Here is a 17,534-nt window from a genome sequence, read left to right on the forward strand (position 1 = left end):
CTGAAAATGGCTGAACCACGTTTCGTACACCTGCGGGTGCACAGCGACTATTCCATGATCGATGGGCTGGCGAAAACCGGGCCGCTGGTGAAAAAGGCGGCCTCGTTGGGCATGCCTGCGCTGGCGATCACCGATTTTACCAACCTGTGTGGTCTGGTGAAGTTCTACGGAACGGGGCACGGGGCGGGTATAAAGCCCATCGTTGGCGCTGACTTTCATGTGCAATGCGACCTTCTTGGCGACGAGCTGACGCAACTGACCGTCCTTGCTGCCAACAATGTTGGCTATCAGAATCTGACACTGCTGATATCACGCGCCTACCAGCGGGGCTACGGTGCGCAAGGGCCGTGGATCGATCGTGACTGGTTGCTGGAACTCAACGAAGGACTGATCCTGCTTTCCGGCGGTCGTATGGGGGACGTCGGGAAATGTATGCTTCGCGGCAACAGCGCGCTGGTTGATCAGTGCCTGGCTTTTTATATTGAGCATTTCCCCGATCGTTATTACCTGGAATTGATCCGCACCGGGCGCGCTGACGAGGAAACCTGGCTGCATGCTGCGGTGCAACTGGCGGAAGAACACGGTTTACCGGTTGTCGCCACCAACGATGTGCGTTTTCTTGAGGCAGGCGATTTCGACGCGCATGAAATCCGTGTTGCCATCCATGACGGCTTTACCCTCGACGACCCCAAACGCCCGCGCAACTACTCTGCCCAGCAATATATGCGCAGCGAAGAGGAGATGTGCGAGCTGTTTTCCGACATTCCGGAAGCGCTGGAGAACTCGGTAGAAATCGCCAAACGTTGTAATGTCACCGTGCGTTTGGGCGAGTATTTTCTGCCGCAATTCCCGACCGGTGAAATGACCACCGAAGACTTCCTGGTTACTAAGTCAAAAGAGGGGCTGGAAGAGCGTCTGAAATTCCTCTTCCCGGATGAAGAAGAGCGCCTTAAACGTCGCCCGGAATATGATCAACGTCTGGATACTGAACTCCAGGTGATCAACCAGATGGGGTTCCCCGGCTACTTCCTGATCGTGATGGAGTTTATCCAGTGGTCGAAAGATAACGGCGTACCGGTAGGGCCAGGACGTGGTTCTGGTGCGGGTTCGTTAGTGGCCTATGCGCTGAAAATTACCGATCTTGATCCGCTGGAATTTGACCTGCTGTTCGAACGTTTCCTGAACCCGGAACGTGTCTCAATGCCCGATTTCGACGTTGACTTCTGTATGGAGAAACGCGACCAGGTAATTGAGCACGTCGCGGACATGTACGGGCGCGACGCGGTATCGCAGATTATCACCTTTGGTACCATGGCGGCGAAAGCGGTTATCCGTGACGTGGGGCGCGTTCTCGGTCACCCGTACGGCTTTGTCGATCGTATTTCCAAACTGGTGCCGCCAGATCCGGGTATGACACTGGCAAAAGCCTTCGAAGCGGAACCGCAACTGCCGGAAATTTACGAAGCAGACGAAGAAGTTAAGGCGCTGATTGATATGGCGCGCAAACTGGAAGGTGTGACGCGAAACGCCGGTAAACACGCCGGTGGTGTGGTGATCGCACCGACCAAAATCACCGATTTTGCACCGCTGTACTGCGACGAAGCCGGTCAGCACCCGGTTACCCAGTTTGATAAAAACGATGTGGAATACGCGGGGTTGGTGAAGTTTGACTTCCTCGGACTGCGCACGCTGACCATCATCAACTGGGCGCTGGAGATGATCAACGCCCGCCGCGAAAAACAGGGGCAGCCGCCACTGGATATCGCCGCCATCCCGCTGGATGACAAGAAAAGTTTCGACATGTTGCAACGCTCGGAAACCACAGCGGTATTCCAGCTTGAATCCCGCGGCATGAAAGATTTAATTAAGCGACTGCAGCCGGACTGCTTCGAAGATATGATCGCACTGGTGGCGCTGTTCCGTCCGGGGCCGTTGCAGTCGGGCATGGTGGATAACTTTATCGACCGCAAACACGGGCGCGAGGAGATCTCTTATCCGGATGTGCAGTGGCAGCATGAAAGCCTGAAACCGGTACTGGAGCCAACCTACGGCATTATCCTGTATCAGGAACAGGTCATGCAGATTGCCCAGGTCTTGTCGGGTTATACCCTTGGTGGCGCAGATATGCTGCGTCGTGCGATGGGTAAGAAAAAGCCGGAAGAGATGGCAAAGCAGCGCGGTACGTTCGAAGAAGGGGCGAAGAAAAACGGCGTTGACGGCGAACTGGCGATGAAAATCTTTGACCTGGTGGAGAAATTCGCCGGTTACGGATTTAACAAATCGCACTCTGCCGCCTATGCTTTGGTGTCATATCAGACGCTGTGGCTAAAAGCCCATTACCCGGCTGAGTTTATGGCGGCGGTAATGACAGCGGACATGGATAACACCGAGAAAGTGGTCGGTCTGGTGGATGAGTGCTGGCGCATGGGGCTGAAAATCCTGCCGCCGGATATCAACTCAGGTCTTTACCATTTCCACGTCAATGATGACGGGGAAATTGTCTACGGCATCGGTGCCATTAAAGGTGTGGGTGAAGGCCCAATCGAAGCGATCATTGAAGCGCGTAATAGCGGCGGTTACTTCCGCGAGTTGTTTGATCTGTGCGCACGTACGGATATTAAAAAGCTGAACCGCCGCGTGCTTGAAAAATTGATTATGTCCGGGGCGTTTGATCGCCTTGGCCCGCATCGCGCAGCGCTGATGAACTCGCTGGGTGATGCGTTGAAAGCGGCCGATCAGCACGCCAAAGCGGAAGCGATCGGCCAGGCGGATATGTTCGGTGTGCTGGCGGAAGAGCCGGAGCAAGTTGAGCAGTCCTACGCCAGTTGTCAGCCATGGCCAGAACAAGTCCAACTGGATGGCGAACGGGAAACGTTAGGTTTGTACCTGACCGGGCACCCGATCAACCAGTATTTGAAAGAAATTGAGCGCTATGTCGGAGGCTATCGGCTGAAAGACATGCATCCGACCGAACGTGGAAAAGTGACCACGGCGGCGGGGCTCGTCATTGCTGCGCGGGTTATGGTCACCAAGCGCGGCAATCGTATCGGCATCTGTACGTTGGATGACCGTTCCGGGCGTCTGGAGGTGATGTTGTTCACCGACGCACTGGATAAATACCAGCAATTGCTGGAAAAAGACCGCATACTTATCGTCAGCGGACAGGTCAGCTTTGATGACTTCAGCGGCGGGCTTAAAATGACCGCCCGCGAAGTGATGGACATTGACGAAGCCCGGGAAAAATATGCCCGTGGGCTTGCTATCTCGCTGACGGACAGGCAAATTGATGACCAGCTTTTAAACCGACTCCGTCAGTCTCTGGAACCGCACCGTTCGGGAACCATTCCAGTACATCTCTACTATCAGAGGACGGATGCGCGTGCGCGTTTACGCTTCGGCGCAACGTGGCGCGTCTCTCCGAGCGATCGTTTACTTAACGATTTGCGTGGCCTCATAGGTTCGGAGCAGGTGGAACTGGAGTTTGACTAATACAGGAATACTATGAGTCTGAATTTCCTTGATTTCGAACAGCCGATTGCTGAGCTGGAAGCGAAAATCGATTCTCTGACCGCCGTTGGCCGTCAGGATGAAAAATTGGATATTAACATCGACGAAGAAGTGCATCGTCTGCGCGAAAAAAGCGTAGAGTTGACGCGCAAAATTTTCGCCGATCTTGGTGCGTGGCAGGTTGCCCAGTTGGCTCGCCATCCGCTGCGTCCATACACCCTGGATTATGTCCGTCTGGCTTTCGATGAGTTCGACGAACTGGCAGGCGATCGTGCCTATGCAGATGATAAAGCCATCGTTGGCGGTATCGCGCGTCTGGATGGTCGTCCGGTCATGGTTATTGGCCACCAGAAAGGTCGCGAAACCAAAGAAAAAATTCGCCGCAATTTCGGTATGCCGGCGCCGGAAGGTTATCGCAAAGCGCTGCGCCTGATGGAAATGGCTGAACGCTTTAATATGCCGATCATCACCTTTATCGACACACCTGGCGCTTACCCGGGCGTGGGCGCTGAAGAGCGTGGTCAGTCCGAAGCGATTGCCCGCAACCTGCGTGAGATGTCTCGCCTGAATGTGCCGGTTATCTGTACCGTGATCGGTGAAGGCGGTTCCGGCGGCGCACTGGCGATTGGCGTCGGCGATAAAGTGAATATGCTGCAGTACAGCACCTATTCCGTTATCTCGCCGGAAGGGTGTGCTTCTATCCTGTGGAAAAGCGCAGATAAAGCCCCACTGGCCGCAGATGCAATGGGCATTATCGCCCCGCGTCTGAAAGAGCTGAAGCTGATCGATTCCATTATCCCGGAACCGTTGGGCGGTGCGCACCGCAACCCGGAAACAATGGCAGCGTCGCTGAAAGCGCAACTGCTGGCTGATCTGGCCGATCTGGATGTGCTGAGCAAAGACGATCTGCGTAACCGCCGTTACCAGCGTCTGATGAGCTACGGCTACGCCTGATAGTGCTGCAGGCCGGAGAGGCGGAGCGCCATCCGGCAGAAATAACGAGCTGCACCCTGTGTGCGGCTTTTTTTATATCTGCGGTTTACCTCAGCTATGCTTAGCTAATGATTTTAAGGAGGTAGCCGTGAATATTATTGCCATCATGGGACCGCATGGCGCGTTCTACAAAGATGAACCCATTAAGGAACTGGAGCAGGCGTTACAGGCGCAAGGGTTTCAGATTATCCGGCCGCAAAATAGCAACGACTTACTGAAGTTTATTGAACACAACCCGCGCATCTGCGGGGTGATCTTTGACTGGGATGAGTATTCCCTCGATTTGTGCAGTGAAATCAATCAACTTAATGAGTACCTGCCGCTTTACGCTTTTATCAACACACACTCGACCATGGATGTCAGCGCACAGGATATGCGTATGGCGTTGTGGTTTTTTGAGTACGCGCTAAGCGCCGCCGACGATATTGCGACGCGTATCGGCCAGTACACGCAAGAGTACCTGGAAAACATTACGCCACCGTTTACCCGGGCGCTGTTCACCTATGTTAAAGAGGGTAAATACACCTTCTGCACGCCGGGGCATATGGCGGGTACTGCATACCAGAAAAGCCCGGTTGGATGCCTGTTTTACGACTTTTTTGGTGGCAACACGCTGAAAGCGGACGTGTCGATCTCGGTGACGGAACTGGGATCGTTGTTGGATCACACCGGGCCGCATCTCGAAGCGGAAGAGTACATTGCCCGCACGTTCGGCGCAGAGCAGAGCTACATGGTGACCAACGGCACCTCGACGTCGAATAAAATTGTGGGGATGTATGCGGCGCCCGCCGGTAGCACCTTGCTTATCGATCGTAACTGCCATAAATCGCTGGCCCATCTACTGATGATGAGCGATGTCGTGCCACTTTGGCTGAAACCGGGTCGTAACGCGCTGGGGATCCTCGGTGGGATCCCGCGCCGTGAGTTCACCCATGCCAGTATTGAGCAAAAGGTGGCGAATACTCGCGGAGCCCACTGGCCAGTGCATGCGGTGATCACCAACTCTACGTATGATGGGCTGCTGTATAACACCAATTGGATCAAACAGACGCTGGACGTTCCATCGATCCACTTTGACTCCGCCTGGGTGCCGTACACCAATTTTCACCCGATCTATGCAGGCAAAAGCGGTATGAGTGGTGAACGGATGCCGGGCAAGGTCTTTTTTGAAACCCAGTCGACGCACAAAATGCTGGCGGCCTTCTCACAGGCATCGCTGATCCACATTAAAGGCGACTATGACGAAGAGACGTTCAACGAAGCGTTTATGATGCATACCACCACCTCGCCGAGCTATCCATTGGTGGCCTCAATTGAGACGGCTGCTGCGATGCTGCGCGGTAACCCTGGCAAACGACTGATTAACCGTTCGGTGGAACGTGCACTGCACTTCCGCAAAGAAGTGCAGCGTTTGAAAGAGGAAGCAGAGGGTTGGTTTTTCGATATCTGGCAACCCGAAGAGATTGATGAAGCTGACTGCTGGCCGGTTGCGCCGGGAGAGAGCTGGCACGGTTTTCGGGAAGCTGATGCCGATCATATGTTCCTTGATCCGGTGAAGGTCACTATTTTAACGCCGGGGATGGATGAGCGGGGAAACATGAGTGACGAGGGGATCCCGGCTGCGCTGGTGGCAAAATTTCTCGACGAGCGCGGTGTGGTGGTCGAAAAAACAGGTCCATATAACCTACTGTTTCTGTTCAGCATTGGTATTGATAAAACCCGCGCTATGGGTTTGTTACGCGGCTTGATGGAATTTAAGCGCGCCTACGATCTGAACCTGCGAGTGAAAAATATGCTGCCGGATCTCTATGCCGAAGATCCGGATTTCTACCGCACGATGCGGATTCAGGATCTGGCGCAGGGGATCCATCGGCTTATCCGCCAGCACGATCTGCCTCGATTGATGTTGCAGGCGTTCGACGTGCTGCCGGAAATGAAAATGACACCGCATGAGGCCTGGCAGCGGCAGGTCCAGGGCGAAGTTGAAACCATCGAGCTGGAGAAACTGAGTGGCCGCATCTCCGCCAATATGATCCTGCCATATCCGCCTGGTGTCCCGCTGGTGATGCCCGGCGAGATGATTACGGAAGCAAGCCGGCCAGTGCTCGATTTTTTACTGATGTTGTGTGCGATCGGCCGCCACTATCCCGGATTTGAAACCGACATTCATGGCGCGAAGCGTGACGAGGAGGGGGTATACCGGGTACGAGTCCTAAAAGTCCACTGATCTGTTGCGGTCAAATGCGGGCAGAGTTAACGTGCTGGGAGGAATAAAAAGGAGCGATCATGCTGGGTTTAAAACAGGTTCATCACATTGCTATCATTGCCACGGACTATGCCAAAAGCAAAGCCTTCTACTGCGATATTCTCGGTTTTACGCTGCAAAGCGAAGTCTACCGGGAAGCCCGCGATTCCTGGAAAGGCGACCTGGCGCTGAACGGGCATTATGTGATTGAGCTGTTTTCGTTTCCCTTTCCACCCCATCGTCCCAGCCGCCCTGAAGCCTGCGGCTTGCGCCATCTGGCGTTTAGCGTCGAAGATATTGATCAGGCAGTGGCGCACCTTCAGGCGCATGGCGTAACGTGTGAAGCGATCCGTATTGACCCGTATACCGATAAACGGTTTACCTTCTTTAACGATCCTGATGGCCTGCCGCTGGAGCTTTACCAGCAGTAATACTTGCCACACAAAGCATTGCCCGGTAACGTGCCGGGCAAGGTTTCCGTTTTGATAACTGCAATGACCACACCCCTTTTCGATTCGATGCCAACCACCGCGCGCCAGTTTCTGGTGGCATTTAGTGGTGGGTTGGATTCGACCGTATTGCTGCACACGCTGTGGTGCTTGCGTGAACAACAGCCAGATATCCGTCTGCGCGCTGTCCATGTGCATCACGGTTTGAGTTCCCATGCCGACCATTGGGCGCAGCACTGTGAGCAGGTGTGCGCGCGTTGGCAAATCCCGTTAACGATAGTGCGCGTGACGCTGGTGAATAATGGCGAAGGTATTGAGGCACAAGCGCGTAATGCGCGTTATCAGGCCTTTCGCCAGACGTTGCAAGCCGGAGAAGTCCTGCTGACTGCCCAGCATTTAGACGATCAGTGTGAAACGTTTTTACTGGCGCTAAAACGCGGTAGTGGGCCCGCCGGGCTTGCCGCAATGCCGGAAAGTTTGCCGTTTGCCGGAACACAGCTTATTCGCCCGCTTCTCAATCACACGCGACAGGCGCTGCATCAGTGGGCGCTGGCACATGATTTATGCTGGATCGAAGATGAAAGTAATGCCGATGCCAGCTTTGATCGTAATTTTTTACGCTTACAGATTTTGCCCTTACTGACCGCCCGCTGGCCGCATTTCGCCTCGGCCACAGCGCGTAGCGCTGCGCTGTGTGGAGAGCAGGAACAACTGCTGGACGAACTGCTGGCCAGCGAACTGGCGATGGCGACCACTGCCGACGGCGCACTGAATATTGCCTCATTGCTGGATCTCAGTGAGGTAAGACGTAATGCGTTGCTGCGTCGCTGGTTGGCGCAGCAGGGAGCCGCGATGCCCTCGCGGGCGATGCTTCACCGTTTATGGCAGGAAGTGGCATTAGCCCGTGATGATGCTGAGCCCGCGCTGCGGCTGGGAGAATATGACGTTCGCCGTTATCACGGCAACTTATGGTGGAACAAACGGCGTATTAGCCAGCGAGGGACGCAGCTTGCGTGGGCCTGCGTGACTGAACCACTGATCTTACCGGCGGATCTGGGGACGCTGTCATTGCTGGCTGGCGGTGAATTACGTGCACCGCAGGCGCATGAAGCGGTGTCGGTACGTTTCCAGGCTTCAGGGTTACTGCACATTGTCGGGCGTAGCGGTGGGCGCAAGCTGAAGAAGATTTGGCAGGAGCTTGGCGTTCCCCCCTGGCGCCGCGATACCACGCCGCTGCTGTTCTATGGTGAAACATTGATAGCGGCGGCAGAGGTGTTTGTAACACAAGCGGGTATCAAAGAAGCGGGTCAGAACGGCGTGCAGCTGGTGTGGAAGCAAAGATAACGGGCAACATGCGCTGCCCGCAAAACAATCAGGACTCGCTCACCACAACGGTGCCGATTTCGGGATGGCTGAAGCTGGCAATTTTGTCGAGACGCAGTTCGCGCGCGGTGCCCGCCACGTCGACCACCAGATACTCCACATTTTTACGTGAGACTAAATCGTTGGCTTTGGCACTGAGCTTCTCGCCGTCTTTCAGTTCCAGCGCCAGTAACAGATGATGCTGGCAGGCGAGCTCAAGGTTGTCATAGTCATCACAGTTGATGGGTTGATAGGCATCATTCATTGACATAATCGCTCACCAGTAAGTTCGCGGCAGCGTACGCCGCCTTTTCCCTGACCGACTCTGAAAGGGTGTCATCCGACGCCATTTCATTTAGCACTTTCAATACGCATCCCAGCGCGTCCGGGATATACCCGAGATCTCCGCTGGCAATTTCTGCATAGCGTTTACGCACTAACTCACAATAATTGTTCACATCACCTCCTGTCAGCAACCTGACTTTACTGTGAGATAACACTAAGCCTACGAACATACACTCTGTTTAGCAAGGTGACTATACCACAGCTTGTTAATCATTATCAGAGTGATGAATACCTGCATGCACAAGAGATAACAGCGCTTTATGCCGGGATTCGTTACAATAGCGACCATTTTATGAAGGAGTGGTGTTATGGCGCTAAAAGCGACAATTTATAAAGCAATGGTCAACGTTGCCGATCTCGATCGTAATCAGTTTTTAGATGCCTCATTGACGCTGGCGCGCCATCCTTCCGAGACACAAGAGCGCATGATGCTGCGCCTGCTGGCCTGGATAAAGTATGCCGATGAGCGTCTGCACTTTACTCGCGGGCTGAGCGCAGAAGATGAGCCGGAAGCCTGGCTGCGCAATGATTATCTGGGTATTGATCTGTGGATCGAGTTGGGCCTGCCGGACGAAAAGCGGCTGAAGAAAGCCTGTACCCAGGCAAAAGAGGTGGCGTTATTTACCTATAATTCACGCGCGGCGCAAATTTGGTGGCAGCAAAATCAGACGCGCTGCGCGACGTTCAGCAACCTGAGCATCTGGTATCTTGATGATGCGCAACTGGCCGGGCTGAGTGGCTTTGCCGACGATCGCACCATGAATTTGCAGGCAACGTTGCAGGATGGTGCTATCTGGCTTTCGGACGACAGTCAGAACCTTGAGATCCACCTTGAATCCTGGCAGCAGCCGTAATGATTGAGATTTCCCGTGCGGTTGCTATTGCCGAGGACGAACTGGAGATCACCGCAGTTCGCTCGCAGGGGGCGGGTGGCCAGCATGTTAACAAGAGTTCAACGGCCATTCACTTGCGTTTTGACATTCGGGCCTCCAGCCTGCCAGAGTATTACAAAGCACGTTTACTTGATGCTTCGCACCATCTGATTAGCAGCGAAGGCTGGATAGTGATAAAAGCGCAGGAGTACCGCAGCCAGGAGATGAATCGCGAAGCGGCGATCGCCCGCCTGGTGGCGTTAATAAAAGAATTGACGGTGGTGCAGAAGAGTCGTCGTGCTACGCGTCCGACGCGCGCCTCGAAAGAGCGTCGACTCACGACGAAAGCGCAAAAGTCTTCCGTGAAAGCGCTACGTGGAAAGGTTCGTCGTCATGATGGCTGACGGACTTCAACAGAACGATTCATAAGGAATAACGAGTGAATAAGGCGATTTTGTCGGCGGTGGTGGGAGGATTGCTTTTCGCCCTCATCGGATGCAATAACCGCGGCGATGTTGAAATGGTGCAGCCCACGCAGGTTGAAGAACTGAAACCGATGCAGCAGAGTTGGCGCGGCGTGTTGCCCTGCGCGGATTGTGAAGGCATTGAAACGTCTCTGTTTCTGGCCAAAGACGGTAGCTGGGTGATGAACCAGCGCTATCAGGGCGGAAAAGCGCCATCCGTTTTCGGTTCGTACGGCAAATGGGCGCGCACGGCGGATAAACTTATTCTGACCGATACACACGGTGAGAAAACCTATTTCCGTGCTAAAGGCGAAGCGCTGGAGATGCTGGACAGAGAAGGCAATCCAATAACCTCACAGCTTAACTACACTCTCCAACCGGTGAAAGCCGCACTGCCTGCTACGCCAATGGCGATGCGAGGTATGTATATGTACATGGCCGATACCGCCGTCTTTACCGATTGTGCCACGGGTATGAAAGTGGCCGTTGCCAGCAATGCGCAGCTTGAACGTGATTATGCCGCAGCGCGCGGCACAGAGACCAAACCCATTTTGCTGGTGGTGGACGGGCATTTTGCCGTGGAGCCGAACCCGGATACTGGCGCGCCGCAGAAGGTACTGGTGACAAACAGCAAAGGCAAGTTTGACGCGAAAAAGAACTGTGACGACTAATCCTGCGTTGTGTTAGCCGCAATAAAAAAGCCCCGTCAGGGGCTTTTTGTTGTTGTGCCGCTTAGCCTTTGATGGCGTTAACCAGGTAGTCCAGGATATCACCGGTTTTGATCAGCTGCTTCTCACCGTTGCGACGATATTTGTATTCAATGTCGTCGTTGTCGAGGTTGCGATCGCCAATCACGATGGTGTGAGGAATACCGATCAGTTCCATGTCGGCAAACATGACGCCCGGACGCTCTTTACGGTCATCCATCAGCACTTCAATACCCTGCGCGCGCAGCTCAGCGTACAGTTTTTCCGCCAGTTCCTGTACACGGTAGGATTTGTGCATATTCATCGGCAGAATAGCGACCTGGAACGGGGCAATCGCATCCGGCCAGACGATACCGCGCTCGTCATGGTTCTGCTCAATCGCTGCGGCAACCACGCGGGTAACACCGATACCATAGCACCCCATGGTCAGGATCTGGTTACGGCCATCTTCGCCCTGCACCGCAGCGTTCAGTGCCTGGGAGTATTTGGTGCCCAGTTGGAAAATATGACCGACTTCGATACCGCGTTTGATCAGCAGCGTACCTTTGCCATCCGGGCTTGGATCGCCGGCAACCACGTTGCGGATATCTGCAACAACCGGGGTGGCCACATCGCGATCCCAGTTAATGCCGAAGTAGTGCTTACCATCGATATTCGCACCGGCGGAGAAATCGCTCATCGCCGCAACGGTACGGTCAATGATCACCGGAATCGGCATATTGACCGGGCCGAGAGAGCCAGGGCCTGCATTGACGACCGCACGGATTTCCGCTTCGGTGGCGAAGGTCAACGGCGCAGCAACCTGCGGTAACTTCTCGGCTTTGACTTCGTTCAGTTCGTGATCGCCGCGTACTAACAGCGCAACCAGCGCAGAACCGCTCTCTTCCGTGGCTTTCACCAGCAGCGTTTTAACGGTTTTCTCAATTGGCAGATTGAACTGTTCCACCAGCTCGGCGATGGTTTTTGCATTCGGCGTATCAACCAGCGTCATTTCCTGCGTCGCGGCGGCGCGCGGCTCTTTCGGTGCCAGCGCTTCAGCAAACTCAATGTTAGCGGCAAAATCAGAGGAGTCAGAGAAGATCACATCGTCTTCACCACTTTGCGCCAGTACCTGGAATTCGTGCGATGCGCTACCGCCAATTGAACCGGTGTCCGCTTGCACTGCGCGGAAATCCAGATCCATACGGCTGAAAATTTTGCTGTAAGCAGCGTACATTGCATCGTACGTTTCCTGCAGGGATTCCTGAGAAGTATGGAAAGAGTAAGCATCTTTCATCAGGAACTCGCGGGAGCGCATCACGCCAAAGCGCGGGCGCACTTCGTCACGGAACTTGGTCTGGATCTGGAAGAAGTTCAGCGGGAGCTGCTTGTAAGAGTTCAGTTCATTGCGGATCAAGTCCGTGATCACTTCTTCGTGGGTCGGACCGAGCACAAACGGACGTTCGCCGCGATCGACAAAACGCAGCAGTTCCGGACCATATTGCTCCCAACGACCGCTTTCCTGCCAGAGATCCGCTGGCTGCACGACTGGCATCGACACCTCAATCGCACCGGCGTTATTCATCTCTTCACGCACGATGTTTTCGACTTTTTTCAGAACACGCACACCGGTCGGCAGCCAGGTATACAACCCGGAGGCCAGTTTGCGGATCATCCCGGCGCGCAGCATCAGCTGGTGGCTGATGACTTCGGCGTCGGCAGGCGTCTCCTTCAGGGTGGAGAGCAGATATTGGCTAGTACGCATCTTGTTACGGTTCCATTTGGACAATTGGAGCAGGCCCGGAGCGGACCTGACACAAAAAAGTGGTTTAGTTTATCAGCCTGGCAGAGATGCCAAAAGAGAGGGGAATAAAATTAGCGTGCTTCGAGTGCAAACACTTCGAATCCCGCATCGGTTACGCGCCAGCGCACGTTAAAATCCAGCAGCCAGACAGCATAGGTTTTCCCCTGCTCTTCATCTTTACGGTAAGCCGGTCGCGGATCCTGCGCCAGAACGTCAACCAAAAAGGCTTTTAACTGCGGGTAACGCGTTGCCAGCGCTGCCAGTTGCGCCTCAATTTCCGCCGTGAAAAAGACCGGAATATCTGCGGTCGGAGCCTGTTGCGCGTAGCTGGCTTGCGCATTGGGCAGCGCTTCGGCAAATGGCAGGTACGGTTTGATATCCACGACCGGCGTGCCATCGACCAGATCCAGACTGCCCAGTTGCAAGATAACCTGATCTTTATGGCAACGAATACCGTTGAGTTCAACCAGCGACATGCCAATCGGGTTAGGGCGGAAAGTGGAGCGGGTGGCAAACACGCCCATGCGTGCATTGCCGCCGAGGCGCGGAGGGCGCACGGTCGGGCGCCAGCCGCCTTCCATCGTTTGATGAAAAACGAAAAGAACCCATAGATGACTGAATGCTTCCAGGCCGCGTACGGCTTCGGCCTGATTATAGGGGGGAAGTAAGTGAAGTTCGCCGCCACCTTGTTTCACCAGACCAGGCTGGCGCGGCACGGCAAACTTCTCTTTGTACGGCGAACGAATAACGCCTATTTGTTCAAAAGCAAAGCTACTCATTTCGCCGAAATATTGAGGGCGGAACCGACGCAAATGGCCTGACGGTAGCAACCCGGAGTGCCGCTGGTGACTTCACAGCTATGCAGCAGAACGGCGTTGGCTTTCATTTTTGACGCGTTGATTTGCATGCGTTTGCGCGCAGTCGGGATATTCGGCGGAGAGTCCTGGTTGCTTGCCTGGCAGGAGTCACCGGAGACTTCTCCCAGATCACGGAACGGTTTTCCGACTAACTCTTCAGCGTTGGTGATAATCCGTACCGGCGCGGGACGAACGACTTTCGGCTTTTCCGGCTCGGCTTTCGGTGCGACTGCAGTGCTTTTTACAGGTTCGGCGGGAGATCTGCTTAGCAAGGAACAGCCGCTTAGCATCAGTGCTAATAAACAGATCGGTAAAGCACGCATAATATATCCTCAATGAAATGTTCTAAACGCGGCTTATTGAATCAGGCGCGTGCACAAATGACAAGACGGGCTTTCGCCCGCCTTGAATGATATTACAGACAGAGGAGATTACCAGCCTTTCACAGCGCCGCCGTTGAAGACTTTGTTTGCCGCTTCATTCACTTCGTCAGACTGGTATGCCTGAACGAATTTCTTCACATTTTCCGCGTCTTTATTGTCTTCGCGGGCGACGATCAGGTTTACGTACGGGGAGTCTTTATCTTCAACGAAGATACCGTCTTTTGCCGGGGTCAGGCCGATCTGGCTGGCATAGGTGGTGTTAATGACTGCCAGCGCGATTTGCGCATCATCCAGTGAACGTGGCAGCTGTGGTGCTTCCAGTTCAACAATTTTCAGGTTTTTCGGGTTCTCAGTGATGTCCAGTACGGTCGGCAGCAGACCAATACCGTCTTTCAGTTTGAGCAGACCCTGCTTCTGCAACAGCAGCAGAGAACGGCCCAGGTTAGTCGGATCGTTCGGCACCGCTACCTGAGAACCATCCTGCAGCTCAGAGAGTGATTTGATTTTTTTGGAGTAGCCTGCAATCGGGTAAACGAAGGTGTTGCCGACCGGAACCAGTTTGAAACCGCGATCTTTGATCTGCTGATCCAGATACGGTTTATGCTGGAATGCGTTGGCATCGATATCACCTTTGCTCAGTGCTTCGTTCGGCAGAACGTAGTCATTAAAGGTTACCAGTTCAACATCGAGACCATATTTCTCTTTGGCGACTTTCTGCGCCACTTCTGCAACCTGCTGTTCAGCGCCTACAATCACACCGACTTTAATGTGATTCGGATCCTTTTCATCCTGGCCACAGCCGACCAGCGCCAGAGATCCAAGCAGCGCGCCGACTGCCGCAAAGGTCTTGAATTTAAAAGCCATGTTATTTTCCTTACTATCAGAGTCGTTATGTTGTGTGTCACGTTATTTGTGCGTTACAGCCCGGACGATACGATCGCCCGCGAACTGAATGAGGTAAACCAAAACCACGAGCAATATCAGTACGGTATTCATCACTAATGGATTGTAGGTCACATAGCCATATTGGATACCCAATTGACCCAGACCGCCTGCGCCCACGGCACCGCCCATTGCGGAATAACCCACCAGCGTGATAAGCGTAATGGTCGCGGCGTTGATCAGGCCCGGTAACGCTTCTGGCAGCAGTACCTTACGGATAATTTGCATCGGCGTGGCCCCCATCGCGCGGGAAGCCTCAATTAAGCCTGCCGGCAGCTCAAGCAGGGTGTTTTCCACCATACGGGCAATAAACGGCGCGGCACCTACTGTTAGTGGAACAATTACCGCATACAAACCAATAGAAGTGCCGACAATAATGCGGGTAAAGGGAATCATCCATACCAGTAAAATGATAAACGGAATGGAGCGAAACACGTTAACCAGCGCTGAAATCACCCGATAGAGCCCCGGATTTTGCATAATCTGACCTGGACGGGTGACGTACAGCAGCACACCAAACGGCAGACCAACGACAAACCCCAAAAAGCCTGAAGCAAAGGTCATAAACAACGTTTCCCAGATGCTGCGGGCAAAGAGCCACATCATTGCCTCAGACATAACCGAGTACCTCTACTTTTACATGGTGTTCCTGCAGCCAGGCGATGGCTGCTTGCGTATCTTGTTGAGCGCCGTGCATCTCTGTCAGCATAATGCCGAACTTCACGCCGCCTGCGTAATCCATCTGCGCGCTGATGATATTGTTGTTCACATTGAAGCGGCGCGCTGTTTCCGACAGCAGTGGCGCATCCACTGATTGGCCGGTAAATTCCATACGCAGCATTGGCACGCTATCTTTATGTGGTTCGGCTTGTAAGCGCTGCAGGTAATCTTCCGGGATATCCAGATGCAATGTGGACTGAATAAATTGCTGTGCCAGCGGCGTTTTCGGGTGTGAGAAGACCTCGCTCACCGTATCCTGTTCAATCAGTTCACCATTGCTTATCACCGCGACGCAGTCGCAAATGCGTTTTACCACATCCATTTCATGCGTGATAAGCAGGATGGTCAGGCCCAGACGGCGGTTAATGTCTTTCAGTAACTCAAGAATAGAGCGGGTGGTTGCGGGATCCAGCGCGCTGGTGGCTTCGTCGCACAGCAGTACTTTTGGGTTGCTGGCCAGCGCACGCGCGATGGCGACACGTTGTTTTTGCCCACCGGACAGGTTTGCCGGATAGCTATCATGCTTATCGCCTAAACCCACCAGCTCAAGCAGCTCTTTCACCCGGCGATGGATCTCTTCACGCGGAGTGTTATCCAGCTCCAGCGGTAAGGCCACATTGCCGAATACGGTGCGGGAGGCGAGTAGATTAAAGTGCTGGAAGATCATGCCAATCTGGCGGCGGGCTTTGGTTAATTCCGCTTCGGAAAGTTGTGTCAATTCCTGGCCATCAACCAGCACGCTGCCTTGCGTTGGGCGTTCAAGCAGATTGACGCAGCGGATCAGCGTACTTTTACCGGCGCCTGAGGCGCCAATAACGCCATAAATTTGGCCAGCAGGAACATGCAGGCTGACATCTTTCAGTGCCTGAATTGTGCGGTTCCCCTGCTGGAACACTTTGGTGATATTCGAAAGTTTAATCATCAGATTATTTTTATCGTATAGGAGTGAGCCGTGGCATTTTCTTCTGCCGGTTACGGGGGATGCCCGTAAACACAGCGGATGGTAAGGCATCCAGACGTCTAAATCAATGTCGCTCTGCGCGATGAGCACTTTCCTGCGTAGCGAAACATGAGATACTAGACATATAGGCCTTTTTCAGGAGTAAACCCGTGGCAAAGTCAGTACCCGCTATTTTCCTCGATCGTGACGGCACGATTAATGTCGATCACGGCTATGTCCATGAGATCGATAACTTCGAATTTATTGATGGTGTCATTGACGCCATGCGCGAATTAAAAGAAATGGGATTTGCACTGGTGCTGGTCACGAACCAGTCTGGCATTGCGCGCGGTAAATTCACCGAAGAACAATTCGAAACACTGACGGAATGGATGGACTGGTCGTTGGCTGACCGGGGTGTTGATTTGGATGGTATCTATTATTGTCCGCATCATCCGCAAGGTAGTGTAGAAGAGTTCCGTCAGGAATGTGATTGCCGTAAGCCGCAGCCGGGGATGCTTATCTCGGCGCGCGATTACCTGCATATCGATATGGCTGCTTCTTATATGGTGGGTGATAAAATTGAAGATATGCAGGCGGCGACTGCGGCTCAGGTCGGAACGAAAGTTCTGGTGCGGACCGGCAAGCCTGTGACGCCGGAAGCGGAAAACAGTGCAGATTGGGTGATTAATAGCCTGGCGGAGCTGCCTGCTGCTATCAAAAAGCACCAAAAATAACCGTTGTGATGAAAAGATGAGCGGTTGAAATAAAAATGCATTTTTCCGCTTGTCATTCCTCTCCGGCTCCCTATAATGCGCCTCCATCGACACGGCGCTCAGCGAACAACAACTCGCAGCGACGGTAAGTCGAAAGAGAAAAATCCTGAAATTCAGGGTTGACTCTGAAAGAGGAAAGCGTAATATACGCCACCTCGTGACAGCGCTCCAGAGCGCGTCACAACTGCT

Annotated in this window: 17 protein-coding genes; 9 read left to right on the plus strand and 8 right to left on the minus strand. The window is 53.7% G+C overall.

Features of this window, described 5'->3' with window-relative positions; all coding sequences use genetic code 11:
• Window positions 1–6 precede the first annotated feature (6 nt).
• The 5 genes from dnaE to tilS all read left to right on the plus strand — a co-directional run bounded on the left by dnaE (window position 7) and on the right by tilS (window position 8,538).
• Window positions 7–3,489, plus strand: a complete 3,483-nt coding sequence (dnaE, locus tag GA0061071_RS06050) for a DNA polymerase III subunit alpha (RefSeq protein WP_061497547.1) — start codon at window positions 7–9, stop codon at window positions 3,487–3,489.
• A gap of 12 nt (window positions 3,490–3,501) precedes the next feature.
• Window positions 3,502–4,461 (plus strand): acetyl-CoA carboxylase carboxyl transferase subunit alpha, encoded by a 960-nt coding sequence (gene accA / locus GA0061071_RS06055; RefSeq protein ID WP_061497545.1) that lies wholly within the window; start codon window positions 3,502–3,504, stop codon window positions 4,459–4,461.
• 127 nt (window positions 4,462–4,588) lie between these two features.
• Window positions 4,589–6,727 (plus strand): lysine decarboxylase LdcC, encoded by a 2,139-nt coding sequence (locus tag GA0061071_RS06060; RefSeq protein WP_088237415.1) that lies wholly within the window; start codon window positions 4,589–4,591, stop codon window positions 6,725–6,727.
• Between the two features lie 59 nt (window positions 6,728–6,786).
• Window positions 6,787–7,176 (plus strand): VOC family protein, encoded by a 390-nt coding sequence (locus GA0061071_RS06065; protein WP_061497541.1) that lies wholly within the window; start codon window positions 6,787–6,789, stop codon window positions 7,174–7,176.
• Between the two features lie 63 nt (window positions 7,177–7,239).
• The gene (gene tilS, locus GA0061071_RS06070) at window positions 7,240–8,538 is read left to right on the plus strand and encodes a tRNA lysidine(34) synthetase TilS (protein WP_088237416.1); all 1,299 of its coding nucleotides are present in this window, start codon (window positions 7,240–7,242) and stop codon (window positions 8,536–8,538) included.
• 28 nt (window positions 8,539–8,566) lie between these two features.
• On the opposite strand, the gene rof is transcribed toward tilS, so the two are convergent.
• Window positions 8,567–8,827: a Rho-binding antiterminator gene (gene rof / locus GA0061071_RS06075; RefSeq protein ID WP_061497537.1), complete on the minus strand. Its 261-nt coding sequence runs from the start codon at window positions 8,825–8,827 to the stop codon at window positions 8,567–8,569.
• Entirely contained in the window at window positions 8,814–9,014 is a 201-nt protein-coding gene (locus tag GA0061071_RS06080) for a YaeP family protein (RefSeq protein ID WP_007373244.1), read from the minus strand. The genes rof and GA0061071_RS06080 overlap by 14 nt, the downstream gene beginning before the upstream one ends.
• Before the next feature lie 195 nt (window positions 9,015–9,209).
• Here GA0061071_RS06080 and GA0061071_RS06085 point away from each other — a divergent pair, with 195 nt between their 5' ends.
• Genes GA0061071_RS06085 through nlpE form a run of 3 tightly spaced genes read left to right on the plus strand, consistent with a single transcriptional unit; the run spans window position 9,210 to window position 10,908 of the window.
• Window positions 9,210–9,755, plus strand: a complete 546-nt coding sequence (locus GA0061071_RS06085) for a YaeQ family protein (RefSeq protein ID WP_088237417.1) — start codon at window positions 9,210–9,212, stop codon at window positions 9,753–9,755.
• Window positions 9,755–10,177 (plus strand): alternative ribosome rescue aminoacyl-tRNA hydrolase ArfB, encoded by a 423-nt coding sequence (gene arfB / locus GA0061071_RS06090; RefSeq protein WP_061497533.1) that lies wholly within the window; start codon window positions 9,755–9,757, stop codon window positions 10,175–10,177. The genes GA0061071_RS06085 and arfB overlap by 1 nt, the downstream gene beginning before the upstream one ends.
• A 35-nt stretch (window positions 10,178–10,212) precedes the next feature.
• A complete protein-coding gene (gene nlpE / locus GA0061071_RS06095) occupies window positions 10,213–10,908 on the plus strand; it encodes an envelope stress response activation lipoprotein NlpE (RefSeq protein ID WP_088237418.1) in 696 nt (231 codons plus the stop codon).
• 61 nt (window positions 10,909–10,969) lie between these two features.
• On the opposite strand, the gene proS is transcribed toward nlpE, so the two are convergent.
• The 6 genes from proS to metN form a co-directional block, all read right to left on the minus strand.
• Complete coding sequence (gene proS, locus GA0061071_RS06100; RefSeq protein WP_088237419.1) at window positions 10,970–12,688, minus strand: proline--tRNA ligase; 1,719 nt, start codon at window positions 12,686–12,688, stop codon at window positions 10,970–10,972.
• A 110-nt stretch (window positions 12,689–12,798) separates the two neighbouring features.
• The gene (gene tsaA / locus GA0061071_RS06105; RefSeq protein ID WP_088237420.1) at window positions 12,799–13,506 is read right to left on the minus strand and encodes a tRNA (N6-threonylcarbamoyladenosine(37)-N6)-methyltransferase TrmO; all 708 of its coding nucleotides are present in this window, start codon (window positions 13,504–13,506) and stop codon (window positions 12,799–12,801) included.
• Window positions 13,503–13,907 (minus strand): Rcs stress response system protein RcsF, encoded by a 405-nt coding sequence (gene rcsF / locus GA0061071_RS06110; RefSeq protein ID WP_088237421.1) that lies wholly within the window; start codon window positions 13,905–13,907, stop codon window positions 13,503–13,505. The genes tsaA and rcsF overlap by 4 nt, the downstream gene beginning before the upstream one ends.
• A gap of 108 nt (window positions 13,908–14,015) precedes the next feature.
• Window positions 14,016–14,831, minus strand: coding sequence for a methionine ABC transporter substrate-binding lipoprotein MetQ (gene metQ, locus GA0061071_RS06115; RefSeq protein WP_061497523.1), 816 nt, complete (start codon window positions 14,829–14,831; stop codon window positions 14,016–14,018).
• Window positions 14,832–14,873: 42 nt separating this feature from the next.
• Window positions 14,874–15,527: a methionine ABC transporter permease MetI gene (locus GA0061071_RS06120; RefSeq protein ID WP_061497521.1), complete on the minus strand. Its 654-nt coding sequence runs from the start codon at window positions 15,525–15,527 to the stop codon at window positions 14,874–14,876.
• Window positions 15,520–16,551, minus strand: coding sequence for a methionine ABC transporter ATP-binding protein MetN (metN, locus tag GA0061071_RS06125; protein ID WP_061500169.1), 1,032 nt, complete (start codon window positions 16,549–16,551; stop codon window positions 15,520–15,522). The genes GA0061071_RS06120 and metN overlap by 8 nt, the downstream gene beginning before the upstream one ends.
• 188 nt (window positions 16,552–16,739) lie before the next feature.
• Here metN and gmhB point away from each other — a divergent pair, with 188 nt between their 5' ends.
• Window positions 16,740–17,306, plus strand: coding sequence for a D-glycero-beta-D-manno-heptose 1,7-bisphosphate 7-phosphatase (gene gmhB / locus GA0061071_RS06130; RefSeq protein ID WP_061497519.1), 567 nt, complete (start codon window positions 16,740–16,742; stop codon window positions 17,304–17,306).
• Window positions 17,307–17,534: the final 228 nt, after the last annotated feature.

The organism is Kosakonia oryzendophytica, assembly GCF_900094925.1.
Classification (GTDB): Bacteria; Pseudomonadota; Gammaproteobacteria; order Enterobacterales; family Enterobacteriaceae; genus Kosakonia; species Kosakonia oryzendophytica.